This window comes from Citrobacter sp. CK180 (genome assembly GCF_030333655.1).
In the GTDB taxonomy this organism is placed as follows: Bacteria; Pseudomonadota; Gammaproteobacteria; order Enterobacterales; family Enterobacteriaceae; genus Citrobacter_B; species Citrobacter_B koseri.
Genome location: NZ_JAOWFM010000048.1, coordinates 1 through 26,558, shown reverse-complemented (window position 1 = coordinate 26,558; position 26,558 = coordinate 1). Strand labels below are relative to the sequence as shown.

Below are 26,558 nucleotides of genomic sequence, written 5' to 3'. Positions count from 1 at the left end.
ATAACTCCGGGAATCGTTCGCTGCCGCCACATCAATTTGTGCTAGCGAGCCAGCGAGATGAGTTGTTCAAGCAGTGCATCAGGTTGTTCACCCGACAAACGCGCGTCTACAGGTAAATACCACCAGTTGTCCTCGGCAAATCCCCGGCATTTAACGGCATCTTTTTCCGTCATGACCAGCGTTTGCCCGTCGGTTACTAACGCCTTCACATCGTTAAAGGCGAGAGACTGATGATCGGCCAACGGAACGCATTTCTGTAGCGATGCCCCACACGCTTCGAGCGTAGCAAAGAAACGTGGAGGATGGCCAATCCCCGCCATCGCGACAATGTTGCTTAACTCCGCGACATGACGGCGCTCACCGGTGCATAAATTGACCGCCAGCCCTGGCGCCAGCTGCATCGGAATTTCTCCTGGTCTGGCAACGCCGCCGTTGACGATCACCGCATCTACCGATTTAAGCCGACTGGCGCGCTCACGCATCGGCCCTGCGGGCAACCACCAGCCATTGCCAAACCGACGCACGCCGTCGATGACAACGATTTCAATATCGCGCGCCAAACGATAATGCTGTAGCCCGTCATCCGTCACGATAATTTGTACATCGTGACGCGCGAGAATCGCTTTTACTGCGTCTGAGCGAACCGGCGAGACAGCGACAGGCGCGCCGGTTCGTTGATAGATCAGTACTGGCTCATCGCCCGCTTCCGCAGAGGACGTTTGTGGAGTAAGCAACAGCGGATAAGACGCCGCTTTACCGCCATACCCCCGCGAAACAACCCCCACGCGAATGCCGCGCTGTTGCAGTTGCTCGACCAGCCAGATAACGACCGGCGTTTTTCCGTTGCCCCCCGCCGTAAGGTTCCCGACGACAACGACCGGCACCGGCGCATGCCAGGCGCGTTTAATTCCCAGCCGGTAGCACAGGCGAATCCCCCCACTCACCAGGCCATACAGCCAGGAGAGTGGGAGCAACAGACGCCACAGGGGCGATTCACCAGACCAGATGCGGGCGATCATTGGCCAAATTGCATTTTATGCAGTTGCGAATACACACCGCGCTGCTCCAGCAATTCGCTATGGGTTCCACGCTCAACAATAATCCCGTCTTCCACCACGACAATTTCATCAGCTTGTTCAATCGTTGAAAGACGGTGCGCGATAACCAGCGAAGTACGGTTTTTCTGCAACTCATCCAGCGCGGACTGAATCGCGCGTTCGGATTCGGTGTCCAGCGCAGAGGTGGCTTCATCCAGAATCAGGATTGGGCTGTCACGCAGCAACGCACGGGCAATCGCGATACGCTGACGCTGACCACCGGAAAGCAGTACGCCGTTCTCGCCGATAACCGTATCCAGACCGTCATCCATCTTGCTGATAAAGTCCATGGCATACGCCATACGCGCCGCTTCTTCAATTTGCTCGCGGCTGTACTCTTCAGTACGCGCATAGGCGATGTTGTTCGCAACCGTATCGTTAAACAGGTGCACATTCTGCGAAACCAGCGCGACCTGATTACGCAATGAAGACAGGGTATATTCACGCAGATCGTGTCCATCCATCAGGATATTCCCTTCATTGATGTCGTAGAAGCGCGTGATCAGACTGGCAATGGTTGATTTACCTGAACCGGAACGCCCAACCAGCGCAACCGTCTTACCCGCCGGAATGTGCAGATTGATATTGCGCAGCGCAGGCGTTTCACGCCCCGGATAGGTAAAGGTCACATTGCGGAATTCCAGATCGCCCGTCGAGCGTTCAATTACGCGTTTGCCTTCATCTTTCTCTTGCTCGCTATCCAGAATAGCAAACAGCGTCTGGCATGCCGCCATACCACGCTGGAACTGCGCATTGACGTTGGTCAGCGATTTCAGAGGACGCATCAGGGCAATCATTGATGAGAATACGACGGTAATCGTACCCGCAGTCAGGCTGTCCATTACGCTCGGGAAGCTAGCCGCATAGAGAACAAAGGCCAGCGCCAGAGACGCGATCAGCTGAATGATCGGATCAGAGATGGATGATGCAGACACCATTTTCATCCCTTGCAGACGCATTTTATTGCTGACTTTGTCAAAACGCTTCGTTTCAACTTCCTGACCGCCAAAGATAAGCACTTCTTTGTGGCCTTTCAGCATCTGCTCTGCACTGGTGGTCACCTGCCCCATCGTGTTCTGCATGTTTTTACTGATGCTACGAAAACGCTTCGATACCACGCGAATCGCAATAGACACAACAGGCGCCAAAATGACCAGAATGATCGACAGTTGCCAGCTGTTATAGAACATCATGATAAACAAAGCGATGATCGATGCACCTTCACGCACGACCGTAATCAACGCCCCGGAAGACGATGATGCAACCTGTTCTGAGTCATAGGTAATACGAGAAAGCAGTGTCCCCGTTGATTGTTTATCAAAGAATGCAACAGGCATCCCCATCATATGACCAAACAGACGACGGCGCATGGTCATCACCACTTTGCCCGATACCCATGAAATACAGTAGCTGGAAATATAGCTGGTGATACCACGTAATATCATCAGGCCAATAACCACCAGCGGCATCCAAAGCAGCACCGATCGATCTGTTTTACCAAAACCATCGTCCAGCAATGGTTTGAGGAGCGATAACATAAAAGCATCGCTGGCCGCATTGAGGATCAACGCGACACCCGCCACGATCAGCCCAGTTTTGAAAGGCGCAATGGTAGGCCACAGTCGGCGGAACGTCTGCCACGTAGAGAGATCTTTATCGTTATGCATTCAAAAAACCAGCATTTGTTGAAATAGCCGCATATTCTACCCGTTATCCTCTGACACGCCAAACCACTGATGATACCAACGAGGTAAAATTTGCTCCCGTAAACCTCGTATGCGCCAACCTTGCGGGGAAAAATCCACCGAAATTTGCCCCTGATGCGGGGTATCCAGCCACTGATAACCTTGTTGTTGATAGCGCTGTTTTACCTTCCAGGAAGGCAGACGCCAGGCGTTGTAGCGCGATGCTGACGCCAGCGCGGCCAGGCCCTCAACCCGTTGAATTAACGCTAATGACGACGATGTATTACTGCCATGATGCGGAACCTGAATGATTGTCGCCTGCAAATGCCGCCAATAACGACTTAGCATTTTTTGTTCAGCCGGAGATTCAATATCGCCCGTCAGCAAAATACTCTGCTTTCCGTCATCCACTTTAACCACGCAGGAATGGTTGTTGCCCTTTTCCCTGTTTCCTTTAATCGGCCAGTGTGCGCTGAAGGATAGCCCCTGCCACGTCCACTGCTCCGCACGAAAGCACGGCAGATGGCCCTTCCAGCCTAATGGGCTTCGTATCCAGAGCGAAGGCCACGTCTTCTGTAATGATGACAGGCCACCCCGATGATCCAGATGTTCATGGCTCAGGATAATCCCCTCAGGTTCCAGATTGTGCCAGCGTAGCCAGGGAATGATGAGCTGCTGTGCGCTATCGCCATCCGGCCAGGCGCGTCCCGTATCATAAAGTATCGCTTTCCCATTATGCGCGATAACCATCGCCAGCCCCTGTCCGACATCCAGCATATGAACCTGCCACGCCTCCGTGCGCGGCGTACGCCATAACGGCCAGCTCAACAGCAACACGCCAGACAAACAGATCACCGGGTAAGTTCGCCAGGCATTCAATCGCCACGCCATAAGCGTTAACCAGGGAGCCAAAGACAAGTATTGCCAGCGATAATCAATATTAATCCACCCTTCCGGCAGACTTTTCAGCGCCCGGAACAACACGTCCAGAGAGGCGTCAGCCAGCGCCCAGAGGCCTTCTTCAGCCATCAGCGGCCCGGTCAAATGGCCGATCATTCCCGCCAGTATCAGTGGTACAGAGATAAATGTAACCAAAGGAACAGCAAACAGATTCGCCAGAAAAGAGGTCACACTTACGCCATGAAAAAGCGCTATTTGCACAGGTAAGAGCAGAAGCGTAATGCCCAACTGTAAGTGAACGAGGTCCAACACGACTTTCCCTGCCCGAGGCAACGCCCAGGCCGGTACAGGAAACCACTGATACCAGAAAATAAGCGCAGCGACGGCAAAGGCCGAAAGCCACAGACTTTGCGACAGAACGGCAATCGGATCGGCAATCACTATTGCCGCCAGACAGCAGAACCAGACCTCCCAACCGCTCCATTGCCGACCGCTCAGCTTCAGTAATCCCCACGCTGCCAGCGCCACAACCGTACGTAACGCGGGGGGTTGTAACCCCGTGAGCCAGGCATAAAACGTCGCGCACACAATCCCTCCCACTAACGGCGTTTGCCAGTGAATCCACCGGGTGGGAAGTAAAAATTGCGCGCCACGAATCAATCCTCCGGCCAGTAGTGCGGCAAAGGCGATATGCAACCCTGAAATGGCCATCAGGTGCGCCGTACCAGTATCGCGCATAATATTTTTGACCTCTTGCGATACTGATAAACGCTCGCCCATGCCTAATGCCAGGATAACCTGCTGCCAGGGGTAGCACGCCAGCGTGGTATTGAGGGAAGCAAGATAACGTGCGCGTAAACTACATGACGATTCGATGACCGTCGCATGCAGAAACCGGCCGCTCAGAGGCTGATGTTGCGTGAGCGCATAACGCTGGCTATCAAATCCCCCCTCATTAAGCTGACCATGCACGGCACGGACTTTTAGTTTCATCGCCCAACGTTGACCTGCACACACTTCGCCGGGCAAATATTGCCCATAAAGAACAACGCCCACCGAGGGAAACAGGCGTTTCCCCTGTACATGGGTAATTTGCCCGTAATGTGTGGTGGCATGATCGGTCGCCGTAATTTGCACCACGGCTTCTTGTGTTGCGCCAGGCAAGGTATTACCCGGCCAGACAGCTTGCTTTGCAGCAAGTATTCCCCAGAGAAAAAACAGCAGGGTCAAGCTGGCGTACTGCGTATATTTATATGGAACAAAGGACAGCGCGCAGGCAAAACAAAATATGCCAATGAGACACAACGAACCGGGAAGTACAGGTAAGAATATTAGCGGAAGAATTCCGCATAATGCACACACGCTGACCGTTGTTATTTTCATAGACACCTCCCTGTTACAAGAAGTGTGCAGATTTAGCTAACGTTTGTCTGGCGACAATTTGTGGTTATTCGGCGCAAATTCCGTGGTTTTCACGTTAGGAATGCAAGATGCACATAAAAATGAGAGGGGCTTTCCAGTTACGCCTACGAGAACGCATCTGTAGATCTGATAAGCGTAGCGCCATCAGGCGCTGCTTTATGCCGGATGGCGACGCAAAGCGTCTTATCCGGCCTACTGAGTCACGGGAGCATACCTGTAGTCCTGATAAGCGTAGCGCCATCAGGCGCTGCTTTATGCCGGATGGCGACGCGAAGCGTCTTATCCGGCCTACTGAGTCACGGGAGCATATCTGTAGGCCTGATAAGCGTAGCGCCATCAGGCGCTGCTTTATGCCGGATGGCGACGCGAAGCGTCTTATCCGGCTACGGAGTCACAGGTACATATCTGTAGGCCTGATAAGCGTAGCGTCTTCAGGCGCTGCTTTGTGCCGGATGGCGACGCAAAGCGTCTTATCCGGCCTACGGGAGTCACAGGTACATATCTGTAGGCCTGATAAGCGTAGCGCCATCAGGCACTGCTTTATGCCGGATGATGGCGTTGAAGTCTCTTTTCCGGTCGGAATGCAGAAATGAAAAAAGCACCGTTCAGGTGCTTTTTTCTGGATCAAGTTTTTCGTTAAAACTTAACCGTAAATATTGGCGCGATCGCGCAGTTCTTTACCCGGCTTAAAGTGCGGAACATACTTTCCTTCCAGTTCTACTTTATCGCCAGTCTTCGGGTTACGTCCGGTACGAGGTGCGCGGTAGTGCAAAGAAAAGCTGCCGAAACCGCGGATTTCAATACGCTCGCCCTGCGCAAGAGTCGAGGCCATATGTTCCAGCATCTCTTTTACTGCATCTTCAACCGCTTTCGCGGGAATGTGAGATTGCTGGGTTGCAAGTCTTTCAATCAATTCTGACTTGGTCATGATTCCTCCGGTTCCTGTAAGCAAATTGGCTGCTGCTGTTATTGCATTGATTAAGGGCGGCCGTAGCCGCCCTTAGTGCTTGATTACAGGACGAATCTTGTAATCTGTCAAGTAAACTCATCAAACTTCGGGATAAAACACCCGAAGTTTCAGAGAATTACTCGCCTTTAGCTGCTTTGAAAGCTTCAGCCATTGCGTTGTTGGAGAAGTTTGCATCTTCCTGTTTGTTAACAGTTGCGATTGCATCTTTCTCGTCAGCTTCGTCTTTCGCACGAACAGACAGGCTGATTGCGCGGTTTTTACGATCAACGCCGGTGAATTTAGCTTCAACTTCGTCGCCAACGCTCAGAACCAGAGTCGCATCTTCAACGCGGTCACGGGATGCTTCAGAAGCACGCAGGTAACCTTCAACGCCGTCAGCCAGTTCTACGGTTGCGCCTTTAGCGTCAACAGCAGTAACTTTACCGGTTACGATAGCGCCTTTCTTGTTCAGAGCAACCCAGTTGTTGAACGGATCTTCTGCGAGCTGTTTAACGCCCAGGGAGATACGCTCACGCTCTGCGTCAACTTGCAGAACAACTGCTGCGATTTCGTCGCCTTTTTTGTATTCACGAACTGCTTCTTCGCCTGCAACGTTCCAGGAGATGTCAGACAGGTGAACCAGGCCGTCGATGCCGCCGTCCAGGCCGATGAAGATACCGAAGTCAGTGATAGACTTGATTTTACCTTCAACACGGTCGCCCTTGTTGTGGGTTTCCGCAAACTGCTGCCACGGGTTGGATTTGCACTGTTTCAGACCCAGGGAGATACGACGACGTTCTTCGTCGATATCCAGAACCATAACTTCCACTACATCGCCAACGTTAACAACTTTGGACGGGTGGATGTTTTTGTTGGTCCAATCCATTTCGGAAACGTGAACCAGGCCTTCAACGCCTTCTTCGATTTCAACGAAGCAGCCGTAGTCGGTCAGGTTGGTCACGCGACCAGTCAGTTTGGTACCTTCTGGATAACGCTTAGCGATAGCTACCCACGGATCTTCGCCCAGCTGTTTCAGGCCCAGAGATACACGAGTACGCTCGCGGTCGAACTTCAGCACTTTAACAGTGATTTCGTCGCCAACGTTTACGATTTCGCTCGGATGCTTAACGCGTTTCCATGCCATGTCGGTGATGTGCAGCAGGCCGTCAACGCCACCCAGATCAACGAATGCACCGTAGTCAGTGAGGTTCTTAACGATACCTTTAACTTCCATGCCTTCTTGCAGGTTTTCCAGCAGCTGATCGCGTTCTGCGCTGTTTTCGGATTCGATAACGGCACGACGGGAAACCACAACGTTGTTGCGCTTCTGATCCAGCTTGATGACTTTGAATTCAAGCTCTTTGCCTTCCAGGTGCAGCGTGTCGCGCACCGGACGAACGTCTACCAGGGAACCTGGCAGGAACGCACGAATACCGTTCAGCTCAACAGTGAAGCCGCCCTTAACTTTGCCGTTGATAACACCGGTAACAGTTTCAGCATCTTCGTAAGCTTTTTCCAGCGTGATCCAGGCTTCGTGACGTTTCGCTTTTTCACGGGACAGCAGGGTTTCGCCGAAGCCGTCTTCTACTGCATCCAGAGCAACGTCAACTTCGTCGCCAACCTGGATTTCCAGTTCGCCCTGGGCGTTTTTGAACTGCTCAGCCGGAATGGCGGATTCAGATTTCAGACCAGCGTCAACCAGTACGATATCTTTATCAATAGCAACAACAACGCCGCGAACGATGGAACCCGGGCGGGTTTCGATTTCTTTTAAGGACTCTTCAAAGAGTTGAGCAAAAGATTCAGTCATGTTTAATCTTCAGGTTTCATATTTAACGTCCACCTGGCTCCATGCCGGATGGGGTTGTTTCACATACCCACTGTCAATCCATTGCAGCGGGGGTACTACAAATTCGGTCGCACTTAAGCGAGTGCCAGTTTTTGGCGCGCGTATTGTAACGCTTTTTCAATCACTTGCTCAATGCTTAATCGGGTAGAATCCAGAACTAAAGCATCGGCAGCAGGAACCAATGGCGCGACAGCGCGATTACGATCGCGGTCGTCACGTTCCTTTATCTCGGCCAAAAGGCGTTCAAAGTTAACACTAAAGCCCTTCTCCTGCAACTGTAGCATACGGCGGTGAGCGCGTTCTTCAGAAGACGCATCCAGGAAAATTTTTACTGGCGCATCAGGGAATACCACCGTTCCCATGTCGCGGCCATCGGCAATCAACCCTGGCGCATCGCGAAACGCACGCTGGCGGCGCAAAAGCGCTTCGCGCACGCGCGGGAATGCAGCGACCTGAGATGCCGCGTTCGCGACTTCTTGCGTGCGGATTTCCCCGCTCACATCTTCCCCTTCCAGAATGACTTCCAGATTGCCATTGGTTGAGACAAAACGAACATCCAGATGAGACGCAAGCGGTACAAGAGCGTCTTCAGAGGTGACATCAACATGATGATGTAAGGCCGCCAGCGCCAGTACACGATAAATCGCGCCCGAGTCCAGCAGATGCCATTGCAATGCTTCCGCCATTGCCTTGCACAAGGTGCCTTTACCTGCACCGCTTGGGCCATCAATGGTAATTACCGGGGCAATTGCCGTCATCTTTTTCTCCTTAAACAGGCATACCGTTAACGTGAACGCCGCGCATTATACGCGCCAACGCTCACAATCGTTATCTTTGTATGCAAAAACCCATTTTGTCTGTCATCAGATGAGGAAGATTTGCGCAATTATAGCGGGCTGGCGAAGAGCCAGCCCAAAAGATGACAATGTTTTACTTTTATCAGGCAGGCGTACTAATACGCGCCAGTTGTTCGAAGTAATCCGGGAAGGTTTTAGCGGTACATTTCGGATCGAGAATCGTCACCGGCGTATCCGACAACGCAACCAGCGAGAAACACATCGCCATACGGTGATCGTTATAGGTGCCGATTTCGGCAAACTGCAACTGAGCCGGTGGCGTGATACGAATGAAATCATGCCCCTCTTCTACTTCAGCGCCGACTTTACGCAGTTCCGTCGCCATCGCAAACAGGCGGTCAGTCTCTTTTACACGCCAGTTATAGATATTACGCAGCGTGGTGGTGCCTTTAGCAAACAACGCCGCCGTGGCGATGGTCATCGCCGCATCCGGGATATGGTTCATGTCCATATCCACAGCGTTCAGTTCACCGCGCGTACAGGCAATGAAGTCATCGCCCCAGGTGATGGTGGCGCCCATCTTCTCCAGTACATCGGCAAAGCGGATATCGCCCTGCATACTGTTGCGGCCAATCCCCGTCACTTTTACCGTTCCGCCTTTAATGGCGCCAGCGGCAAGGAAATAAGAAGCGGATGACGCGTCGCCTTCCACCAGATATTGACCCGGTGAATGATACTGCTGCTCCCCTTTCACCACAAAACGCTGGTAATTCTGGTTCTCAACCTCAACGCCGAATGTTTTCATCAGGTTCAGCGTGATGTCGATATACGGTTTGGACACCAGATCGCCTTTAATTGCGATCGTCGTATCCTGCGGCGCAAGCGGCGCGGTCATCAGCAGCGCGGTGAGGAACTGACTGGAGACGCTGCCATCAACCTCAACGTGACCGCCGCTAAAACCGCCGCGCAGACGCAGAGGCGGATAGTTTTCCTGCTCCAGATAATCAATCTTCGCACCGCCCTGACGCAGCGCATCGACCAGATGACCGATCGGGCGCTCTTTCATGCGAGGCTCACCGGTCAGCACGATATCATTTGCCCCCAGGCACAGCGCGGCGGCAAGCGGACGCATCGCCGTTCCCGCATTGCCCAGGAACAGTTCCAGCGCGCCTTCGGCATGTAATACGCCGCCCTGCCCGGTAATTTCACAGCGGGTACGGTCGGCGGAAAGGGTATAACTGACCCCCAACGCACTCAGCGCGTTCAGCATATGGCGAACATCATCGCTGTCCAGCAGGTTTGTCAGAACAGTGGTGCCGCTTGCTAATGCCGCCAGTAACAAAGCGCGATTCGAAACACTCTTGGAGCCAGGCAGATTGATGGTGCCATCGACCCGCGCGATGGGTTGTAACGTCAGGGATTCCATGAAACTCAACTCTCAAAAACAGAAATAAAAACCCCACAGGCTGGCTGTGGGGATGAAAAAAGAAAACGAATTAGCCGTGGCGACGCTCGAAATCGACCATGAAATCCGTCAACGCCTTCACGCCTTCAAGCGGCATTGCGTTATAGATAGAGGCGCGCATTCCGCCCACCACGCGATGACCTTTCAGCGCATGCAAACCCGCAGCGAAAGATTCCTCCAGGAAGACTTTATCAAGCGCGCTGTCCGCTAGCTGGAAAGGCACGTTCATACGTGAACGATTCGATTTCGCCACATCGTTACGGTAGAAATCACTGTTATCAATCACGCCATACAGCAGTTCCGCTTTTTGCTGATTGATTTTGTTCATCGCCGCAACGCCGCCCTGCGCTTTCAGCCATTTGAACACCAGGCCAGAAAGATACCAGGCAAAGGTCGGCGGGGTATTGAACATCGAGTCGTTGTCGTTCAGCACGGTGTAATCAAGGATAGACGGGCAAGCGATGTTCGCTTTACCTAACAGATCTTCACGCACGATCACAATTGTCAGCCCCGCCGGGCCGATGTTTTTCTGCGCCCCGGCGTAGATCACGCCATAACGCGACACATCCAGCGGCGCGGAAAGAATTGTGGATGAGAAATCCGCAGCCACAACGACATCCGAACCAAAATTCGGCGTTTCATCAATTGCGATGCCGTCGATAGTCTCGTTCGGGCAATAATGAACGTAAGCGGCGTTATCAGAAAGCTGCCACTCGCTCATCGGTTTGACCGCACGCAGACCGTCAACCGTGACTTTGGCGTCAATCACGTTTGGCGAACAGTATTTTTTCGCTTCTTTGATGGCGCTGGCCGCCCAGTAACCGGCATCAACGTAATCCGCCGACGTTTTATCGCCCAGAATATTTAACGGAATTGCCGCAAACTGCCCACGGCCGCCGCCGTGGCAGAACAATACTTTGTAGTTGGAGGGGATGCTGAGGAGATCGCGAAAATCCTGTTCCGCTTCCTCTGCGACCTGGATAAATTCTTTGCCGCGGTGGCTAATTTCCATTACTGACGTGCCAAGACCGTGCCAGTCACGCAGATCCTGTTGAGCCAGTTTAAGCACTTCCGCCGGTAGCATTGCCGGACCTGAACTAAAATTGAAGACCTGAGCCATTTCCCCTCACCACGTTGCGTTATTATCGCCTCAACACCCGAACGTCTGCGCAAGGCAGGACGACGGATATTGGGTATAAGTTATTCCTGTGGATATCGGTTTTATCATTCAGTGACACGCGCCGCAATGGGTAAAACTCATCAGGCCAAAAATGCGCGCTACGTCACACAACAGAATCTATCGGATTGACGACATAAAACCGATAGATTCGCTGTCAGGTAGCCCGTTTTACCCGGCTGGCCTTCGACCATTCTGGATTTGCGCCTCGCGGGCGTCATTGACGATCCCCGGCATTCACAGGAACGACGCTACTACGCACTTTTATTTACGCTGCCGGGGCGGCGGCGATAGCGCCGTCAACATAAAACCCGTATCATTGCGCGCTTTCCGTACGACAAAAGTGATTTTCATGACGCAAACATTTATCCCCGGCAAAGACGCCGCCCTGGAAGATTCCATCGCTCGCTTCCAGCAAAAACTGCTCGACCTCGGTTTTCATATTGAAGAGGCCTCCTGGCTGAATCCGGTGCCTAACGTCTGGTCGGTGCATATTCGCGACAAAGAGTGCGCGTTGTGCTTTACCAACGGCAAAGGCGCAACCAAAAAAGCCGCGCTGGCTTCCGCGCTGGGTGAATATTTTGAGCGTCTGTCCACCAACTATTTCTTCGCCGATTTCTGGCTGGGTGAAACCATCGCCAATGGCCCGTTCGTGCATTATCCGAATGAAAAATGGTTCCCGCTAACCGATGACGACGCCCTGCCGGAAGGGTTACTGGATGACCGTCTGCGCGCGTTCTACGACCCGGAAAACGAGCTGGCCGGAAGCATGCTTATCGATCTGCAATCCGGTAACGAAGATCGCGGTATCTGCGGCCTGCCGTTTACCCGCCAGTCTGATAATCACACCGTGTATATTCCGATGAACATTATCGGCAACCTGTACGTTTCCAACGGAATGTCGGCCGGTAACACCCGCAACGAAGCGCGTGTGCAGGGTTTGTCTGAAGTGTTCGAACGTCATGTTAAAAACCGCATCATCGCCGAAAGCATTAGCCTGCCGGAAATTCCAGCCGATGTGCTGGCACGCTACCCGGCAGTGGTAGAGGCCATCGCTAAGCTGGAGGCGGAAGGTTTCCCAATCTTCGCTTATGACGGCTCGCTGGGCGGTCAGTATCCGGTTATCTGCGTCGTCCTGTTCAACCCGGCCAACGGCACCTGCTTCGCCTCCTTCGGCGCGCATCCTGATTTCGGCGTTGCGCTGGAGCGTACCGTCACCGAGCTGTTGCAGGGCCGTGGGCTGAAAGATCTTGATGTCTTTACCCCGCCAACGTTCGACGACGAAGAAGTGGCTGAACATACTAACCTTGAGACGCACTTCATTGACTCCAGCGGTTTGATCTCCTGGGATCTGTTCAAGCAGGATGCCGACTATCCGTTTGCTGACTGGAGTTTCTCCGGCACCACGGAAGAAGAGTTCGCCACGCTGATGGCAATCTTCAATGCGGAAGATAAAGAGGTCTATATTGCCGACTATGAGCACCTCGGCGTTTATGCCTGCCGCATTATTGTGCCGGGCATGTCTGATATTTATCCGGCAGAAGATCTGTGGCTCGCCAACAACAGCATGGGCAGCCATCTGCGCGAAACCCTCCTTGCCCTGCCGGGCAGCGCATGGGAGAAAGAGGCTTACCTCAATCTGATTGAACAATTAGATGAAGAAGGCTTTGATGACTTTACCCGCGTGCGCGAGTTACTTGGTCTGGCGACAGGCCCGGATAATGGCTGGTATACCCTGCGCATCGGTGAGCTTAAAGCAATGCTGGCGCTGGCTGGCGGCGATCTGGAGCAGGCGCTGATCTGGACAGAGTGGACGATGGAATTCAACGCCTCCATCTTTAGCGCTGAACGTGCGAACTACTACCGCTGTCTGCAAACGCTGCTGCTTCTGGCGCAGGAAGAAGACCGCGAACCGCTGCAATACCTGAATGCTTTCGTTCGGATGTATGGCGCCGAAGCTGTTGAAGCGGCCAGCGCGGCACTGAGTGGCGAAGCGGCATTTTATGGGCTGCAAGCGGTTGATAGCGATCTGCATGCTTTCGCCTCACATCAGTCTCTGCTGAAAGCCTATGAGAAATTGCAGCGCGCCAAGGCCGCTCACTGGTCAAAATAGAAGCGAATAACCTACTGTAGGTAGGTTTAAACAATCGACTGAGCTATATTACGGGGCGCTTTATGCGCCCTGTTTTTTTATTTTTTTGGCAAACGAAAATAAATGTAATAACAAGGTTAAATATTGGTAGTTGATATTACAGATATTAATGTGCTGGTGTTACTTTATTTGCCAATTACTCCATTTTAATTAACTGCCATCGGGGAGGCTCAGCGAAAAAATTCAACTCACTTTATAATTTTTAAAATTTATTTTTATTTGGATAATCAAATATTTACACCGCAATCGCGTAAAAACCACGCATCTTGCGGGCCTATAAGCCAGGCGAGATATGATCTATATCAAATTCTCATCTATAATGCTTTGTTAGTATCTCGTCGCCGACTTAATAAAGAGAGAGTTAGTGTGAAAGCTGACAACCCTTTTGATCTATTACTCCCTGCTGCAATGGCCAAAGTGGCCGAAGAGGCAGGTGTCTATAAAGCAACGAAACATCCGCTGAAGACTTTCTATCTGGCGATTACCGCGGGTGTGTTCATTTCCATTGCCTTTGTTTTCTATATCACCGCCACAACCGGTACAGGCACAATGCCTTTTGGTATGGCGAAACTGGTTGGAGGCATCTGCTTCTCGCTGGGGCTGATTCTCTGTGTTATCTGCGGCGCAGATCTTTTCACATCAACAGTGCTGATTGTTGTCGCGAAAGCGAGCGGCCGAATCACATGGGGCCAACTGGCAAAAAACTGGCTCAACGTTTATTTTGGTAACCTGATCGGTTGTCTGCTCTTTGTGTTGTTGATGTGGCTTTCCGGCGAGTATATGACCGCCAACGGCGGATGGGGGCTTAACGTCCTGCAAACCGCCGACCACAAGATGCATCATACTTTTATTGAAGCTGTCTGCCTGGGTATCCTGGCTAACCTGATGGTTTGCCTGGCCGTGTGGATGAGCTACTCGGGTCGTAGCCTGATGGACAAAGCGTTTATCATGGTATTGCCCGTCGCCATGTTTGTTGCCAGCGGTTTTGAGCACAGCATCGCAAACATGTTTATGATTCCGATGGGGATTGTAATCCGTGACTTCGCCACACCGGAATTCTGGGCCGCAGTGGGCTCCAGTCCGGAAAGTTTTTCTCACCTGACCGTGATGAATTTCATCACCGATAACCTGATTCCGGTCACAATCGGTAACATTATCGGCGGCGGTTTATTGGTCGGGTTGACATACTGGGTCATTTACCTGCGTGGCGACGATCATCATTGCTGATGAGCGTTATACGCAGTAAATAAAAAATCCACTTAAGAAGGTAGGTGTTACATGTCCGAGCTTAATGAAAAGTTAGCCACAGCCTGGGAAGGTTTTACCAAAGGTGACTGGCAGAATGAAGTAAACGTCCGTGACTTCATTCAGAAAAACTACACTCCGTACGAGGGTGATGAGTCCTTCCTGGCTGGCGCGACGAATGCGACCACTGCACTGTGGGACAGCGTAATGGAAGGCGTTAAACAGGAAAACCGCACTCACGCGCCTGTTGACTTTGACACCTCCGTTGCTTCTACCATCACTTCTCACGACGCTGGCTACATCAATAAAGCGCTTGAGAAAATCGTTGGTCTGCAAACTGAAGCTCCGCTGAAACGTGCGATCATCCCGTTCGGTGGTATCAAAATGGTTGAAGGTTCCTGCAAAGCGTACAATCGCGAGCTGGACCCGATGCTGAAAAAAATCTTCACCGAATACCGCAAAACCCACAACCAGGGCGTATTCGATGTTTATACCAAAGACATTCTGAACTGCCGTAAATCCGGTGTTCTGACTGGTCTGCCGGATGCGTATGGCCGTGGCCGTATCATCGGTGACTACCGTCGCGTTGCGCTGTACGGTATCGACTTCCTGATGAAAGACAAATACGCCCAGTTCGTCTCTTTGCAGTCTGACCTGGAAAACGGCGTAAACCTGGAAGCGACTATCCGTCTGCGTGAAGAAATTGCTGAACAGCACCGCGCGCTGGGTCAGATCAAAGAGATGGCGGCTAAATACGGCTGCGATATCTCTGGTCCGGCTACCAACGCTCAGGAAGCTATCCAGTGGACCTACTTCGGCTACCTGGCCGCTGTTAAGTCTCAGAACGGCGCAGCAATGTCCTTCGGTCGCGTATCCACCTTCCTGGATGCGTACATCGAACGTGATATCAAAGCAGGCAAAATCACCGAACAAGACGCACAGGAAATGATTGACCACCTGGTCATGAAACTGCGTATGGTTCGCTTCCTGCGTACGCCGGAATACGATGAACTGTTCTCTGGCGACCCGATTTGGGCAACTGAATCTATCGGCGGTATGGGCGTTGACGGCCGTACTCTGGTTACCAAAAACAGCTTCCGCTTCCTGAACACCCTGTACACCATGGGTCCGTCTCCTGAGCCGAACATCACCGTTCTGTGGTCTGAAAAACTGCCGCTGAACTTCAAGAAATTCGCCGCTAAAGTGTCCATCGACACCTCTTCTCTGCAATACGAGAACGATGACCTGATGCGCCCAGACTTCAACAACGATGACTACGCTATCGCTTGCTGCGTAAGCCCGATGGTTGTTGGTAAACAAATGCAGTTCTTCGGTGCGCGTGCAAACCTGGCGAAAACCATGCTGTACGCAATCAACGGCGGCGTTGATGAAAAACTGAAAATGCAGGTTGGTCCTAAATCTGAACCGATCAAAGGCGACGTTCTGAACTTCGACGAAGTGATGGACCGCATGGATCACTTCATGGACTGGCTGGCTAAACAGTATGTCACCGCGCTGAACGTGATCCACTACATGCACGACAAGTACAGCTACGAAGCCTCTCTGATGGCACTGCACGACCGTGACGTTATCCGCACCATGGCGTGTGGTATCGCAGGTCTGTCCGTTGCTGCTGACTCCCTGTCTGCAATCAAATATGCGAAAGTTAAACCGATTCGTGACGAAGACGGCCTGGCTGTAGACTTCGAAATCGAAGGCGAATACCCGCAGTTTGGTAACAACGACTCTCGCGTTGATGACATGGCGGTTGACCTGGTAGAACGTTTCATGAAGAAAATTCAGAAACTGACCACTTACCGTGGCGCTATCCCGACTCAGTCTGTTCTGACCATCACTTCTAACGTTGTGTATGGTAAGAAAACCGGTAACACCCCAGACGGTCGTCGTGCTGGCGCGCCGTTCGGACCGGGTGCTAACCCAATGCACGGTCGTGACCAGAAAGGTGCTGTTGCCTCTCTGACCTCCGTTGCAAAACTGCCGTTTGCTTACGCTAAAGATGGCATCTCTTACACCTTCTCTATCGTTCCGAACGCACTGGGTAAAGACGACGAAGTACGTAAAACCAACCTGGCGGGTCTGATGGATGGTTACTTCCACCACGAAGCGTCCATCGAAGGTGGTCAGCACCTGAACGTGAACGTGATGAACCGTGAAATGCTGCTGGACGCGATGGAACACCCGGAAAAATATCCGCAGCTGACCATCCGTGTATCAGGTTACGCAGTACGTTTTAACTCCCTGACTAAAGAACAACAGCAGGACGTTATTACTCGTACCTTCACTCAGACCATGTAATTGGGTTTTGACTGAAATCGTACTGTAAAAAGCGTACAATAAAGGCTCCACGTAAGTGGGGCCTTTTTAACAACTAAGTCTCTTTCGCCAGCTATCTATACTCAATGGATGACTGCCAAAACAGACTCGACACAGTTAATAACTGTGCACTAACACGGCCCCGGATGGGCCACATCTGGAGAAACACCGCAATGTCAGTTATTGGTCGCATTCACTCCTTTGAATCCTGTGGCACCGTTGACGGCCCGGGCATCCGCTTTATTACGTTCTTCCAGGGCTGTCTGATGCGCTGCCTGTATTGCCATAACCGCGACACCTGGGATACGCATGGCGGCAAAGAAGTTACCGTTGAAGATCTGATGAAAGAGGTCGTCACCTACCGCCACTTTATGAACGCATCCGGTGGCGGCGTAACGGCTTCCGGCGGCGAAGCGATCTTACAGGCTGAGTTTGTTCGCGACTGGTTCCGTGCCTGTAAGAAAGAAAGCATCCATACCTGTCTTGATACCAACGGCTTTGTTCGCCGCTACGATCCGGTCATCGATGAACTGCTGGAAGTCACCGACCTGGTGATGCTTGACCTGAAGCAGATGAATGACGAGATTCATCAGAATCTGGTTGGCGTATCCAACCATCGCACGCTGGAGTTCGCCAAATACATCTCCGCAAAAGGCATTAAGACCTGGATTCGCTACGTTGTGGTGCCGGGCTGGTCTGACGATGACGACTCAGCACACCGTCTGGGCGAATTCACCCGCGATATGGGCAACGTTGAAAAAATCGAACTGCTGCCCTATCACGAGTTAGGCAAACACAAATGGGTCGCAATGGGCGAAGAATACAAGCTTGATGGCGTTAAACCGCCGAAGAAAGAAACCATGGAGCGCGTAAAAGGTATTCTTGAGCAGTACGGTCATAAAGTGATGTACTGAGTTATTTTGTCGGTATCGCCGGATGGTGACGCGAAAACGTCTTATCCGGCCTACAGACGACAGGCCAGATCTCCGTCATTATTCAAGAAGCGAACTACGACATAAAATATTCCGATAGCTTGTTCGCTACGCTCTCAATCGAGAAAATACTCTTCTGATGCGCTTTGCGACATTCCGCATAGCGTTCATCCTGTTCTTCCAGCGCATTAAGCAATTTATCTGCGACCATCATCGCACCGGCAATCTCGGCAAAACCATACTCACCTTCCCCTTTCAGCGCCACGGCGGCTTGTAAGTTCCAGTCAGAAAGACGGCTAAGCGGCGCAAAAGTGCCCCGCGTCAGCGAAAGAATCCGCGCGCTATGTTGTTTTGCCAATGCCAGAGCCTGCATCATATCTGCCGACGTCTGCTCGGTGTGCACCACAATAATTCCCTGGCTCTGCGGTTCAACCATCATGGATGAGGTTGTGAGATAAAAACGATCGACAAAACTCGCAGCTTTGCCCATTTTGATCAGGTTCATCTGCAAAAACAGCGCGACAGGTACCGCCGTACCGACAGCGTAAATCGCCACATTATTGACCTGGTTAAGCCACGCAGCCGCAGCCTGTAGCTCCTGAGTATTAATAATGGCATGACTGTCGCGGATACTCGCCATCACAGAGGATATCTCCTCATTACCTTGTTCTTCAGGGCGCGCGGCCCCCTGCTCCAGCGCCAGTGCAGTTCTGAAATCAGAAAAGCCTTTAAAGCCAAACGCGCGACAAAAGCGCGTAATACTTCCTTCACTGGTTTCAATAGAATCGGCCAACTCAGTAATAGTGTGCCGCATCACAAAGTCAGGATTTTCCGTCACAAAACGGCCCACTTTCTCCAGGATCGGACTGAGCCCGGCAGCTTCATTTCTAATATTTATCAGTAAATTAGTATTAATTTGGCTCATTTTTCGCCTTTTTGCTCAAAATGCAAACACAATCACATCTTTCTGCTTAGCTTAAGATAATAATTTTTTTCACATTACACGCAATGGAAAATAATTATTTTTACAAAACAGGAGAAAGCAAATGAAAGGTCTTATTGTCTGTCGTACCGGCATGGGCAGTTCCTTGATGCTCAAAATCAAAGCGCAAAAAATCATCGATAAGCATGGCTGGGATATTGAGCTCGAACACGACGTCTTGTCCGGGCTTGCCACCTGGCAAGGAATTGACTTTGTTATCACCATGCGCGACCTCACCGATGAAATTGAAGCTGCCGGATTCAGAGCTATCGGTATAACCGACTTGATGAATAGCGAAGAAATGGAAACCGCGCTCACCAGCGTAATTCAGGACAACTAACCTCTTCCGGAGGCAATATGGATCTCCTCAGGTTTATTGTATTCGACATTCTGGGTGTAACCCCACTTTTAGTTGGATTTATTGCATTAATCGGCCTGTTAATTCAACGTAAGCCGATTGAGAAAGTATTATCCGGCACGTTCAAAACCATTGTCGGCTTTCTGGTCTTTGCCGGTGGTGCCGGACTGGCCGTCACCTCTCTGGGAAATTTCCAGACGCTGTTCAGCGACGGATTTGGGCTTAAGGGTGTGATGCCGCTGGCTGAAGCACTAACCGGATTAGCACAAACAAAATTCGCCATGTGTGTTTCACTGATTATGGTTATCGGTTTTGGCTGGAATCTGTTTTTTGCCCGTTTTACACCATTTAAATATATCTTTTTAACCGGTCAGCATAATCTGTACCTCTCCGCTCTGCTTACTGTAACGCTAAAAGCTCTGGGTTACAGTGATGGTACGACGATTATTGTGGGTTCTGTACTGTTAGGGCTGGCTGCCTGCATCTATCCGGCCATCGCCCAACCGTGGATGCGCAAGATCACCGGCAATGATGAAATCGCTATGGGCCACTACGTCACGCTGGCCTACGCCGCTTCGGGATGGATTGGCTCGAAAGTCGGCGACCCTAAAGAGTCAACGGAAAAGTTGAATCTGCCCGGATGGCTGGGGATCTTTAAAGACTACATTGTCTCCGTATCCATTTCGGTCAGCATTTTCTACTACATCGCCGCGCTGGCTGCCGGGAAAACCGCCGTGACGGCCGTAGCAGGCGGAATGCATTGGCTGGTCTATCCGTTATTTCAATCCCTGACTTTTACCGCTTCACTCTACATCATCATTACCGGGGTGCGACTGTTACTGTCTGAGATCGTCCCGGCGTTTCTGGGGATCTCAGAGAAGTTCATTCCAAACGCCAAACCAGCACTCGACTGTCCGGTGGTATTCCCCTATGCACCAACCGCTACCGTCCTCGGCTTTATCTCCTCATTTGTTGGTGGGTTGGTGGTAATGGGCATACTCGCGTTGATTGGTCAGACGGTCATCATCCCCGTCGCCATTCCTTATTTCTTTATTGGGGCAACGGCAGCCGTTTTTGGTAACGCCTCCGGGGGATGGAAAGGTGCCGTGGCGGGCAGCTTTATTACCGGCATTCTCATCGGCATCGGCCCCGCGCTGATCTACCCCATTATGGAATCCGTAGGCCTTTCTGGCACCAGCTTCCCGGAAACCGATTTCGTTGCTCTTGGGCTGGTGGTGTATTACATCGGCAAAATGCTGCCCTGATAAGGAGTGAACATGAACATTGATAAACTGAAGTCTCACGCGCTGGCAGCTCGCCGCGATATTGTGACCATGATTTATGAATCCGGCATTGGGCACCCGGGTGGAGCGCTCTCGATTATTGATATCCTGACCTGGATTTATCATCAGGAAATTGATCTTGATGAGTCTCCTCGCGCTCGGGTGGTAATGAGCAAAGGCCATGCCGTCGCCGCACAGTACGCTCTGTTGTTCCAGAAAGGAAAAATTGACCGCAGCGAATTCAACTCGTTCCGTCAGATCAACTCACGTCTGCAGGGTCATCCCAGTGTGAAATCACTACCTGAAGTTGACGCAACCACCGGGCTGTTAGGCCAGGGGCTCTCGGTCGCATTAGGTATGGCCGCCGCGAAAAAGCACGCTCAGGATCCCCACCGCGTCTTCGCCATCATTGGCGACGGAGAAATGCACGAAGGTCAGATTTGGGAGTCATTGCAGCAAGCGGGACACATGCGAATGGATAACCTGGTCGCGATCGTCGACTACAACGGTTTCTCCTCGCACGATCCTGTTAACGAGGTAATCAACCTTGAACCGCTGGCCGATAAAATCCGCAATTTTGGCTGGCATGTCCTTGAGTTGCAAAATGGCAACGATATGCATCAGGTTGCCGACACGCTGATGCTATCACGCCATCTGAAAGGCAAGCCGGTGGCGATTATTGCCCACACAACCAAAGGCAGTGGCGTCAGCTATATGGAAAATAACGGAGACTGGCATTCAAAAACCCCAGATACAGAGCAATACCAGCAGGCAATGGAGGAATTACAGTAATGAAAGCACCACGCGATGAAATTGGTAATGCGCTGCTTACCCTAAAAGCGAAAGGTTATCCGATTGTCGTGATCGACAGCGATCTGGCCAGTTCCACCCGCACGGATCAATTTCAGAAGGTCTGGCCTGATGCATTCTTTGAAATGGGCATTGCCGAAGGTTCCGCCATGAGTTTTGCCACAGGCCAAGCACTGGAGGGCAATATTCCGTTCTATGTTAACTTCGCGATGTTCGTTACCGGCACCGCATGGACACAGCTTCGCCAGGCATGCTATGCAAAAGCGAATATTAAATTAGTAGGCAGTCATCCTGGCATGGATGACGGTCCGGACGGCGCATCACACCATGCGCTGGAAGATCTGGCCTTAACGCGCGTGCTACCGGGGATCACGATTCTGACGCCTGCCGATGCAGAAGAAGTTGAAGCCGCATTTGAACAGGCAGTAAACATTCATGGCCCCGTCTATATCCGCGTTGCACGGGAACCAATGCCCGTTCGCGATAAATCGGTCGTTCCGCGAGTAACAGACATCGCAGCCGTTGCCGATTCCGGTAATGATTTCGCTATTCTCTACGAAGGCACCGTACTGGAACAGGCGAGCGCGGGTTATGAGCAGTTATGTTCCGAGGGTAAGCGGGGAAAACTGATTCATGTCGCCACGCTGAAGCCATTTAACCGCCAGCGATTCCTGGCGTTAATCGCGGATTGTCCCCATATCGCAACAATTGAAAATCATACGATAAACGGCGGGCTGGGCGGGCAAGTTGCGGAAGTGCTGGCAGAGGAAGCGTCAGGTATACGCCTGACTCGTCTCGGGACGCATGACACATTTACAGAATCGGGTAACAGCCGCCAGCTAAAAGAGAAATATGGAATTTCAGCGTCGGCACTCTGCGACGCACTCAGATAGTCAGTCTGGCAGACCGCGATGCGGTCTGCCTTCTGAGAAAGGAGAAAACAATGGTACATGCACTATTTTCTGCCAGCCAGTTTCATGAACGATGCGACACATGGCAAGAGGCCGTAAAACTGGCCTGCTTACCACTGGAAGAACAAGGGGTGATAACAACTGAATATGCGCAGGCGATAATCCGCGAAACAGAACAACATGGCCCATGGTATATATTAAGCCCTGAGTTTGCATTACCGCATGCCCGCCCGGAAGAAGGCGTTGCCAGTACCAGAACACATCTGTCGCTTTTGTCTCTGAAAGACGCGGTACACTTCCAGGATCACCCGAATGTACGGCTGGTGATCGTCCTTGCCGCCGCCGACAGCACGCAACATATAGAAAGGATTCAACAACTGATGTGCTGGCTGGATGAAGCGGAGCGTTTACAACGGTTGACCAGTATTACCCGTCTGGCGCAGCTTCATTCCGCTCTTCATACCTGAGCGTTTCGACCAGCCAGCTTAGCCAGACGAGTCACATAAATTAAACGTGCGCCACAGGAGTCGGCGTATGTCCTGCGTTGCGCAGCAGCATAAGCAAATAAACAAACGAGACGCTGGCAATCATAATAAACAACAGATTATCAGAGTAATTCTGCATCAGCATCGCGGTAAATGACGGCCCCAGCAGGCTGCCTACGGTATAGCTGAGCAGCAACGCCTGGTTCATCGCCACAAGCTGATGACGTTCTACCTTTTCACAAGCCCAGGCCATCGCGACGGGATAGAGCGTAAAGCCTGCCGCCCCCAGAATGAATAAGGCGGGCGCCATCGCAGCCTGAGTCAGCATGGCAATACTGCCGAGGATCACCACGAAGACCTGTACACGCAGCACCAGAAGACGACCAAACTTATCGGCCAGACGACCAATCGGCCATTGGCCTAAAATACCGGCGCTCACCAGCACGGCCATCCAGAAACCGATGCTCGCATTGCTAATCCCCTGATGATTAAGGTACAGCGGCATCAGGCCATACAGCGATCCCAGTACAATCCCGGAAATAATGCATCCGTTTACACCTAACCGCGCCTGACGCAGTCTCAGCATTGACGTAATCGGCGTCGTATCGTGTTCTTCCGACTGCTGGTTCAGGATACGGGTAAAGAGCAGCGGCAAAATGCCCGCCAGAATCATGCCGGTTACCCACGGCAGAACGCTCATTAATTCTGTCGGAACTTTACTGACCAGCAGTTGCCCCAAAAACGTTCCCACGTAATAGACCATCATGTACGCAGCCAGTAACCGCCCACGATTACGGGATGTTCCGCTGCACATCAAAGCGCTTTCCACCACGACCCAAATCATGGCGCAGCCCACGCCGGCAACAAAGCGCCAGGCCAGCCAGCTCCAGAAACCAATCATCATGCCCAGCCCTACGCAACCCGCCGCAAAAATGAGCGAGGCAATATAGTAACTGCGGTTAAAGCCCAGGCGCTTGATTAAATACCCGGTAAGCAACGTCCCAACCAGATTCCCGGTAAAGTAGGACGAACTGACCATACCGACCTGCCAGGTTGCCAGGCTTTCCTGGGCAAGCCACAAGGGGACGAGCGTGTTTAATACTGCGATCGCCAGGGTCAACAAAAGCAGGCCGCACAGCAAAAGCATGACGGGCCGGGTATAGATGGACATGGATAAAAACCGTGAGGAAGTTCAAATTTCATGCGCATCATGCCACCAACAAAAACATTGTCAATCTACCCGAATCGCGGCATTACGCGCTTTCCCGCCCTTCGATTTGAAATACTGATTCATGGCATGAAAGAGCAGCGTCCGATAAACATCATGTTATTGTTTTAATTGACCTAAAACAAAACTGCCGCGTTTCGTTCAGTCGAAAAATTTCATGGTTCCTGCAACATCATTTTTCCGGTCTATGCTTTTGGGGAAGACAACATACCGGAATGGCTTTTGATGTAACGCTAACTCTCATCAGGAGAAGATAATGACTAAGCCTTACGTTCGTCTCGATAAAAATGATGCCGCGGTTCTTTTAGTTGATCACCAGGCGGGGCTGCTGTCTCTTGTACGAGACATCGATCCTGACAAATTCAAAAATAACGTTCTCGCACTTGGCGATTTAGCCAAATACTTCAACCTCCCCACCATCCTTACCACCAGTTTCGAAACGGGGCCAAACGGGCCGTTGGTGCCGGAATTGAAAGCACAGTTCCCCGATGCCCCCTACATTGCACGCCCCGGAAACATCAACGCGTGGGACAATGAAGATTTCGTGAAAGCCGTTAAGGCGACAGGTAAGAAGCAGCTCATCATTGCGGGGGTTGTCACGGAAGTGTGCGTGGCCTTCCCCGCCCTCTCTGCGATTGAAGAAGGGTTCGATGTGTTTGTCGTGACCGATGCGTCAGGCACCTTTAATGAAATTACCCGTCACTCCGCCTGGGATCGCATGTCGCAGGCTGGCGCGCAATTAATGACATGGTTTGGCGTGGCGTGTGAGTTACACCGCGACTGGCGTAATGATATCGAAGGTCTGGCGACGCTGTTCTCTAATCACATTCCTGATTATCGCAATCTGATGACCAGCTACGACACGTTAACTAAGCAGGAGTAAAAAACCAGGGACATATTGCCTGATGGCGCTTCGCTTATCAGGCCTACACGATCCGTAGGCCTGATAAGGCGCGAGCCGCCATCCGGCATATTATGGATTAACTCGCCACCGCCATTCCCACGGTCATATGGAGCCCGTAGAATACGCCGCGACCAATCAGTTCCCCTACCAGCAGCAGGATAAACGCCACCGACAGCAGCGGAACCGCAGGTTGATAACCTTTCAACTGCGGCACAATCCAGCAGCACAGTGCCACGACCAGCACCACAATACGCCAGGCCATCAGCGAACCATAATCCGGTACGAGCGCAGAAGCCTGCTGGATGGAGCTATGAATCGTCGCCAGCTCCGCTCCCTGCATCACTGACATAATGGCGCTGACCACCAGTGCGAGAACAGAAATTACGGGCAGCAGACGCATTGCCCAGCCATCGACGCCCGCAATACGCAGCAGCAGATAACCCAGCAACGGCCCCCCCATAAACAGCGTCAGGAAGAAGCCCAGCGGCGTCCAGATGCTGTACCAGGTCGGTATGGTATCAATGCTGTTATACACGCGCACCATCATCCAGACAAAGATAACACCCAGCACGATCGTCACAACCAGCCAGAGATTACGCAGCGCCGGAGAGAGCTTTTTCAGCACCGCCAGTAACCAGCCGATCCCGCCGACGGCAAAAAAGAGCGAGCCGCTGGCAATTTCATTACTCAATGCCGACGAGCCTACGCGGTTCAGCGAATTGAAGGCGCGCATTGGCGACCCCAGATGCAGCATAGACGCGATGAAGCCAATTCCCATTAGCACCCACAGAGCAAACATGCAGGTCAGTACACGCTGTTGAGATTCGGTACGCAACTCGCCTTTCATCAGCGCCAGAGCCAGAACGATAAAACCGCCGACCACGCACTGACCAAAAACCGTGAAGATCATCAGCGGCCATTCATGCCATCCACTTCCCATCTTACACCTCCTTCGGATTTGCCAGATAACCCGTGGTATCCCCGGTCGGGCGGCTGTTGGCGTTGGGTTTAATCACAATGTTCGGTCTGGTGAAGTGCGCGCCCGGCAGCGGTGCAACGGCCGCCAGCGTGCCATGTTTCTTCCGCAGCTCTTCTATCGGGCCAAAGTCCAGCGCGCGCAGCGGGCAGGACTCGACGCAGATCGGTTTTTTGCCGTCGGCAACGCGGTCATGACAGCCGTCGCATTTGGTCATGTGGCCTTTGGCGGCGTTGTACTGTGGCGCACCGTACGGGCAGGCCATATGGCAGTAGCGACAGCCGATGCAGACGTCCTCATCCACTACCACAAAACCGTCCTCGCGTTTGTGCATTGCGCCGCTCGGGCACACTTTCGTGCAGGCCGGGTCTTCGCAGTGGTTGCAGGAGATGGAGAGATAGTAGGCAAAGACGTTCTGGTGCCAGACACCGTTATCCTCCTGCCAGTCGCCGCCCGCATATTCATAGATGCGACGGAAGCTGACGTCCGGGGTTAAATCTTTGTAGTCTTTGCAGGCCAGTTCGCAGGTTTTGCAACCGGTGCAACGACTGGAGTCAATAAAAAATCCATATTGGGTTGTCATCGGTTACTCCTTATACCTTCTCAACCTGAACGAG

At 52.0% G+C, this 26,558-nt stretch carries 22 protein-coding genes; 10 read left to right on the top strand and 12 right to left on the bottom strand.

Annotation, left to right across the window (positions count from 1 at the left end):
- Positions 1 to 41: 41 nt before the first annotated feature.
- From lpxK to serC, 8 genes are all read right to left on the bottom strand, one after another.
- Positions 42 to 1,019, bottom strand: a complete 978-nt coding sequence (lpxK, locus tag OGV50_RS11170) for a tetraacyldisaccharide 4'-kinase (protein WP_200092374.1) — start codon at positions 1,017 to 1,019, stop codon at positions 42 to 44.
- Positions 1,016 to 2,764 carry a lipid A ABC transporter ATP-binding protein/permease MsbA gene (gene msbA / locus OGV50_RS11165; protein ID WP_200075422.1) on the bottom strand — a complete coding sequence of 583 codons (1,749 nt, stop codon included), beginning with the start codon at positions 2,762 to 2,764 and terminating at the stop codon, positions 1,016 to 1,018. The genes lpxK and msbA overlap by 4 nt, the downstream gene beginning before the upstream one ends.
- Before the next feature lie 36 nt (positions 2,765 to 2,800).
- On the bottom strand, positions 2,801 to 5,065 hold the full coding sequence (locus tag OGV50_RS11160) for a ComEC family protein (protein WP_200092362.1): 2,265 nt from the start codon (positions 5,063 to 5,065) through the stop codon (positions 2,801 to 2,803).
- A gap of 682 nt (positions 5,066 to 5,747) precedes the next feature.
- A complete protein-coding gene (gene ihfB / locus OGV50_RS11155; RefSeq protein ID WP_000167332.1) occupies positions 5,748 to 6,032 on the bottom strand; it encodes an integration host factor subunit beta in 285 nt (94 codons plus the stop codon).
- 157 nt (positions 6,033 to 6,189) lie between these two features.
- Positions 6,190 to 7,863: a 30S ribosomal protein S1 gene (gene rpsA / locus OGV50_RS11150; RefSeq protein ID WP_012133016.1), complete on the bottom strand. Its 1,674-nt coding sequence runs from the start codon at positions 7,861 to 7,863 to the stop codon at positions 6,190 to 6,192.
- A 113-nt stretch (positions 7,864 to 7,976) separates the two neighbouring features.
- The gene (gene cmk / locus OGV50_RS11145) at positions 7,977 to 8,660 is read right to left on the bottom strand and encodes a (d)CMP kinase (RefSeq protein WP_012133018.1); all 684 of its coding nucleotides are present in this window, start codon (positions 8,658 to 8,660) and stop codon (positions 7,977 to 7,979) included.
- Between the two features lie 181 nt (positions 8,661 to 8,841).
- Positions 8,842 to 10,125: a 3-phosphoshikimate 1-carboxyvinyltransferase gene (gene aroA / locus OGV50_RS11140; protein WP_110494422.1), complete on the bottom strand. Its 1,284-nt coding sequence runs from the start codon at positions 10,123 to 10,125 to the stop codon at positions 8,842 to 8,844.
- A 70-nt stretch (positions 10,126 to 10,195) separates the two neighbouring features.
- The gene (gene serC, locus OGV50_RS11135; RefSeq protein WP_012133020.1) at positions 10,196 to 11,284 is read right to left on the bottom strand and encodes a 3-phosphoserine/phosphohydroxythreonine transaminase; all 1,089 of its coding nucleotides are present in this window, start codon (positions 11,282 to 11,284) and stop codon (positions 10,196 to 10,198) included.
- 409 nt (positions 11,285 to 11,693) lie between these two features.
- On the opposite strand from serC, the gene ycaO reads away from it, so the two are divergent.
- The 4 genes from ycaO (at position 11,694) to pflA (ending at position 17,986) form a co-directional block, all read left to right on the top strand.
- Positions 11,694 to 13,454 carry a 30S ribosomal protein S12 methylthiotransferase accessory factor YcaO gene (gene ycaO / locus OGV50_RS11130; protein ID WP_024130477.1) on the top strand — a complete coding sequence of 587 codons (1,761 nt, stop codon included), beginning with the start codon at positions 11,694 to 11,696 and terminating at the stop codon, positions 13,452 to 13,454.
- A 405-nt stretch (positions 13,455 to 13,859) separates the two neighbouring features.
- Positions 13,860 to 14,720 (top strand): formate transporter FocA, encoded by an 861-nt coding sequence (gene focA, locus OGV50_RS11125; RefSeq protein WP_024130478.1) that lies wholly within the window; start codon positions 13,860 to 13,862, stop codon positions 14,718 to 14,720.
- 51 nt (positions 14,721 to 14,771) lie between these two features.
- Positions 14,772 to 17,054 (top strand): formate C-acetyltransferase, encoded by a 2,283-nt coding sequence (pflB, locus tag OGV50_RS11120; RefSeq protein WP_012133023.1) that lies wholly within the window; start codon positions 14,772 to 14,774, stop codon positions 17,052 to 17,054.
- A gap of 191 nt (positions 17,055 to 17,245) precedes the next feature.
- Entirely contained in the window at positions 17,246 to 17,986 is a 741-nt protein-coding gene (pflA, locus tag OGV50_RS11115) for a pyruvate formate lyase 1-activating protein (protein ID WP_024130479.1), read from the top strand.
- Between the two features lie 94 nt (positions 17,987 to 18,080).
- On the opposite strand, the gene OGV50_RS11110 is transcribed toward pflA, so the two are convergent.
- Positions 18,081 to 18,929 (bottom strand): MurR/RpiR family transcriptional regulator, encoded by an 849-nt coding sequence (locus tag OGV50_RS11110; RefSeq protein WP_058668963.1) that lies wholly within the window; start codon positions 18,927 to 18,929, stop codon positions 18,081 to 18,083.
- A gap of 121 nt (positions 18,930 to 19,050) precedes the next feature.
- Here OGV50_RS11110 and OGV50_RS11105 point away from each other — a divergent pair, with 121 nt between their 5' ends.
- The 5 genes from OGV50_RS11105 to OGV50_RS11085 are packed head-to-tail and all read left to right on the top strand — an operon-like array spanning position 19,051 to position 22,815.
- Positions 19,051 to 19,326 (top strand): PTS sugar transporter subunit IIB, encoded by a 276-nt coding sequence (locus OGV50_RS11105; protein ID WP_058668962.1) that lies wholly within the window; start codon positions 19,051 to 19,053, stop codon positions 19,324 to 19,326.
- Between the two features lie 17 nt (positions 19,327 to 19,343).
- Complete coding sequence (gene ulaA, locus OGV50_RS11100) at positions 19,344 to 20,609, top strand: PTS ascorbate transporter subunit IIC (RefSeq protein WP_058668961.1); 1,266 nt, start codon at positions 19,344 to 19,346, stop codon at positions 20,607 to 20,609.
- A gap of 12 nt (positions 20,610 to 20,621) precedes the next feature.
- Positions 20,622 to 21,419 carry a transketolase gene (locus tag OGV50_RS11095; protein ID WP_058668960.1) on the top strand — a complete coding sequence of 266 codons (798 nt, stop codon included), beginning with the start codon at positions 20,622 to 20,624 and terminating at the stop codon, positions 21,417 to 21,419.
- Positions 21,419 to 22,330 (top strand): transketolase family protein, encoded by a 912-nt coding sequence (locus OGV50_RS11090; protein ID WP_058668959.1) that lies wholly within the window; start codon positions 21,419 to 21,421, stop codon positions 22,328 to 22,330. The genes OGV50_RS11095 and OGV50_RS11090 overlap by 1 nt, the downstream gene beginning before the upstream one ends.
- Positions 22,331 to 22,380: 50 nt before the next feature.
- A complete protein-coding gene (locus OGV50_RS11085; protein WP_058668958.1) occupies positions 22,381 to 22,815 on the top strand; it encodes a PTS sugar transporter subunit IIA in 435 nt (144 codons plus the stop codon).
- 40 nt (positions 22,816 to 22,855) lie between these two features.
- Here the strand turns inward: OGV50_RS11085 and OGV50_RS11080 are convergent, their stop codons facing one another.
- A complete protein-coding gene (locus OGV50_RS11080; RefSeq protein WP_012133025.1) occupies positions 22,856 to 24,004 on the bottom strand; it encodes an MFS transporter in 1,149 nt (382 codons plus the stop codon).
- Between the two features lie 313 nt (positions 24,005 to 24,317).
- Between OGV50_RS11080 and ycaC the strand changes: the two genes are divergently transcribed.
- Positions 24,318 to 24,944 (top strand): isochorismate family cysteine hydrolase YcaC, encoded by a 627-nt coding sequence (gene ycaC / locus OGV50_RS11075; protein ID WP_071258295.1) that lies wholly within the window; start codon positions 24,318 to 24,320, stop codon positions 24,942 to 24,944.
- A 97-nt stretch (positions 24,945 to 25,041) separates the two neighbouring features.
- Here the strand turns inward: ycaC and OGV50_RS11070 are convergent, their stop codons facing one another.
- Together OGV50_RS11070 and dmsB are read right to left on the bottom strand one after the other, a co-directional pair.
- Positions 25,042 to 25,905 carry a dimethyl sulfoxide reductase anchor subunit family protein gene (locus OGV50_RS11070; RefSeq protein ID WP_047457784.1) on the bottom strand — a complete coding sequence of 288 codons (864 nt, stop codon included), beginning with the start codon at positions 25,903 to 25,905 and terminating at the stop codon, positions 25,042 to 25,044.
- 1 nt (position 25,906) lies between these two features.
- A complete protein-coding gene (gene dmsB, locus OGV50_RS11065) occupies positions 25,907 to 26,524 on the bottom strand; it encodes a dimethylsulfoxide reductase iron-sulfur subunit DmsB (RefSeq protein WP_012132456.1) in 618 nt (205 codons plus the stop codon).
- Positions 26,525 to 26,558: the final 34 nt, after the last annotated feature.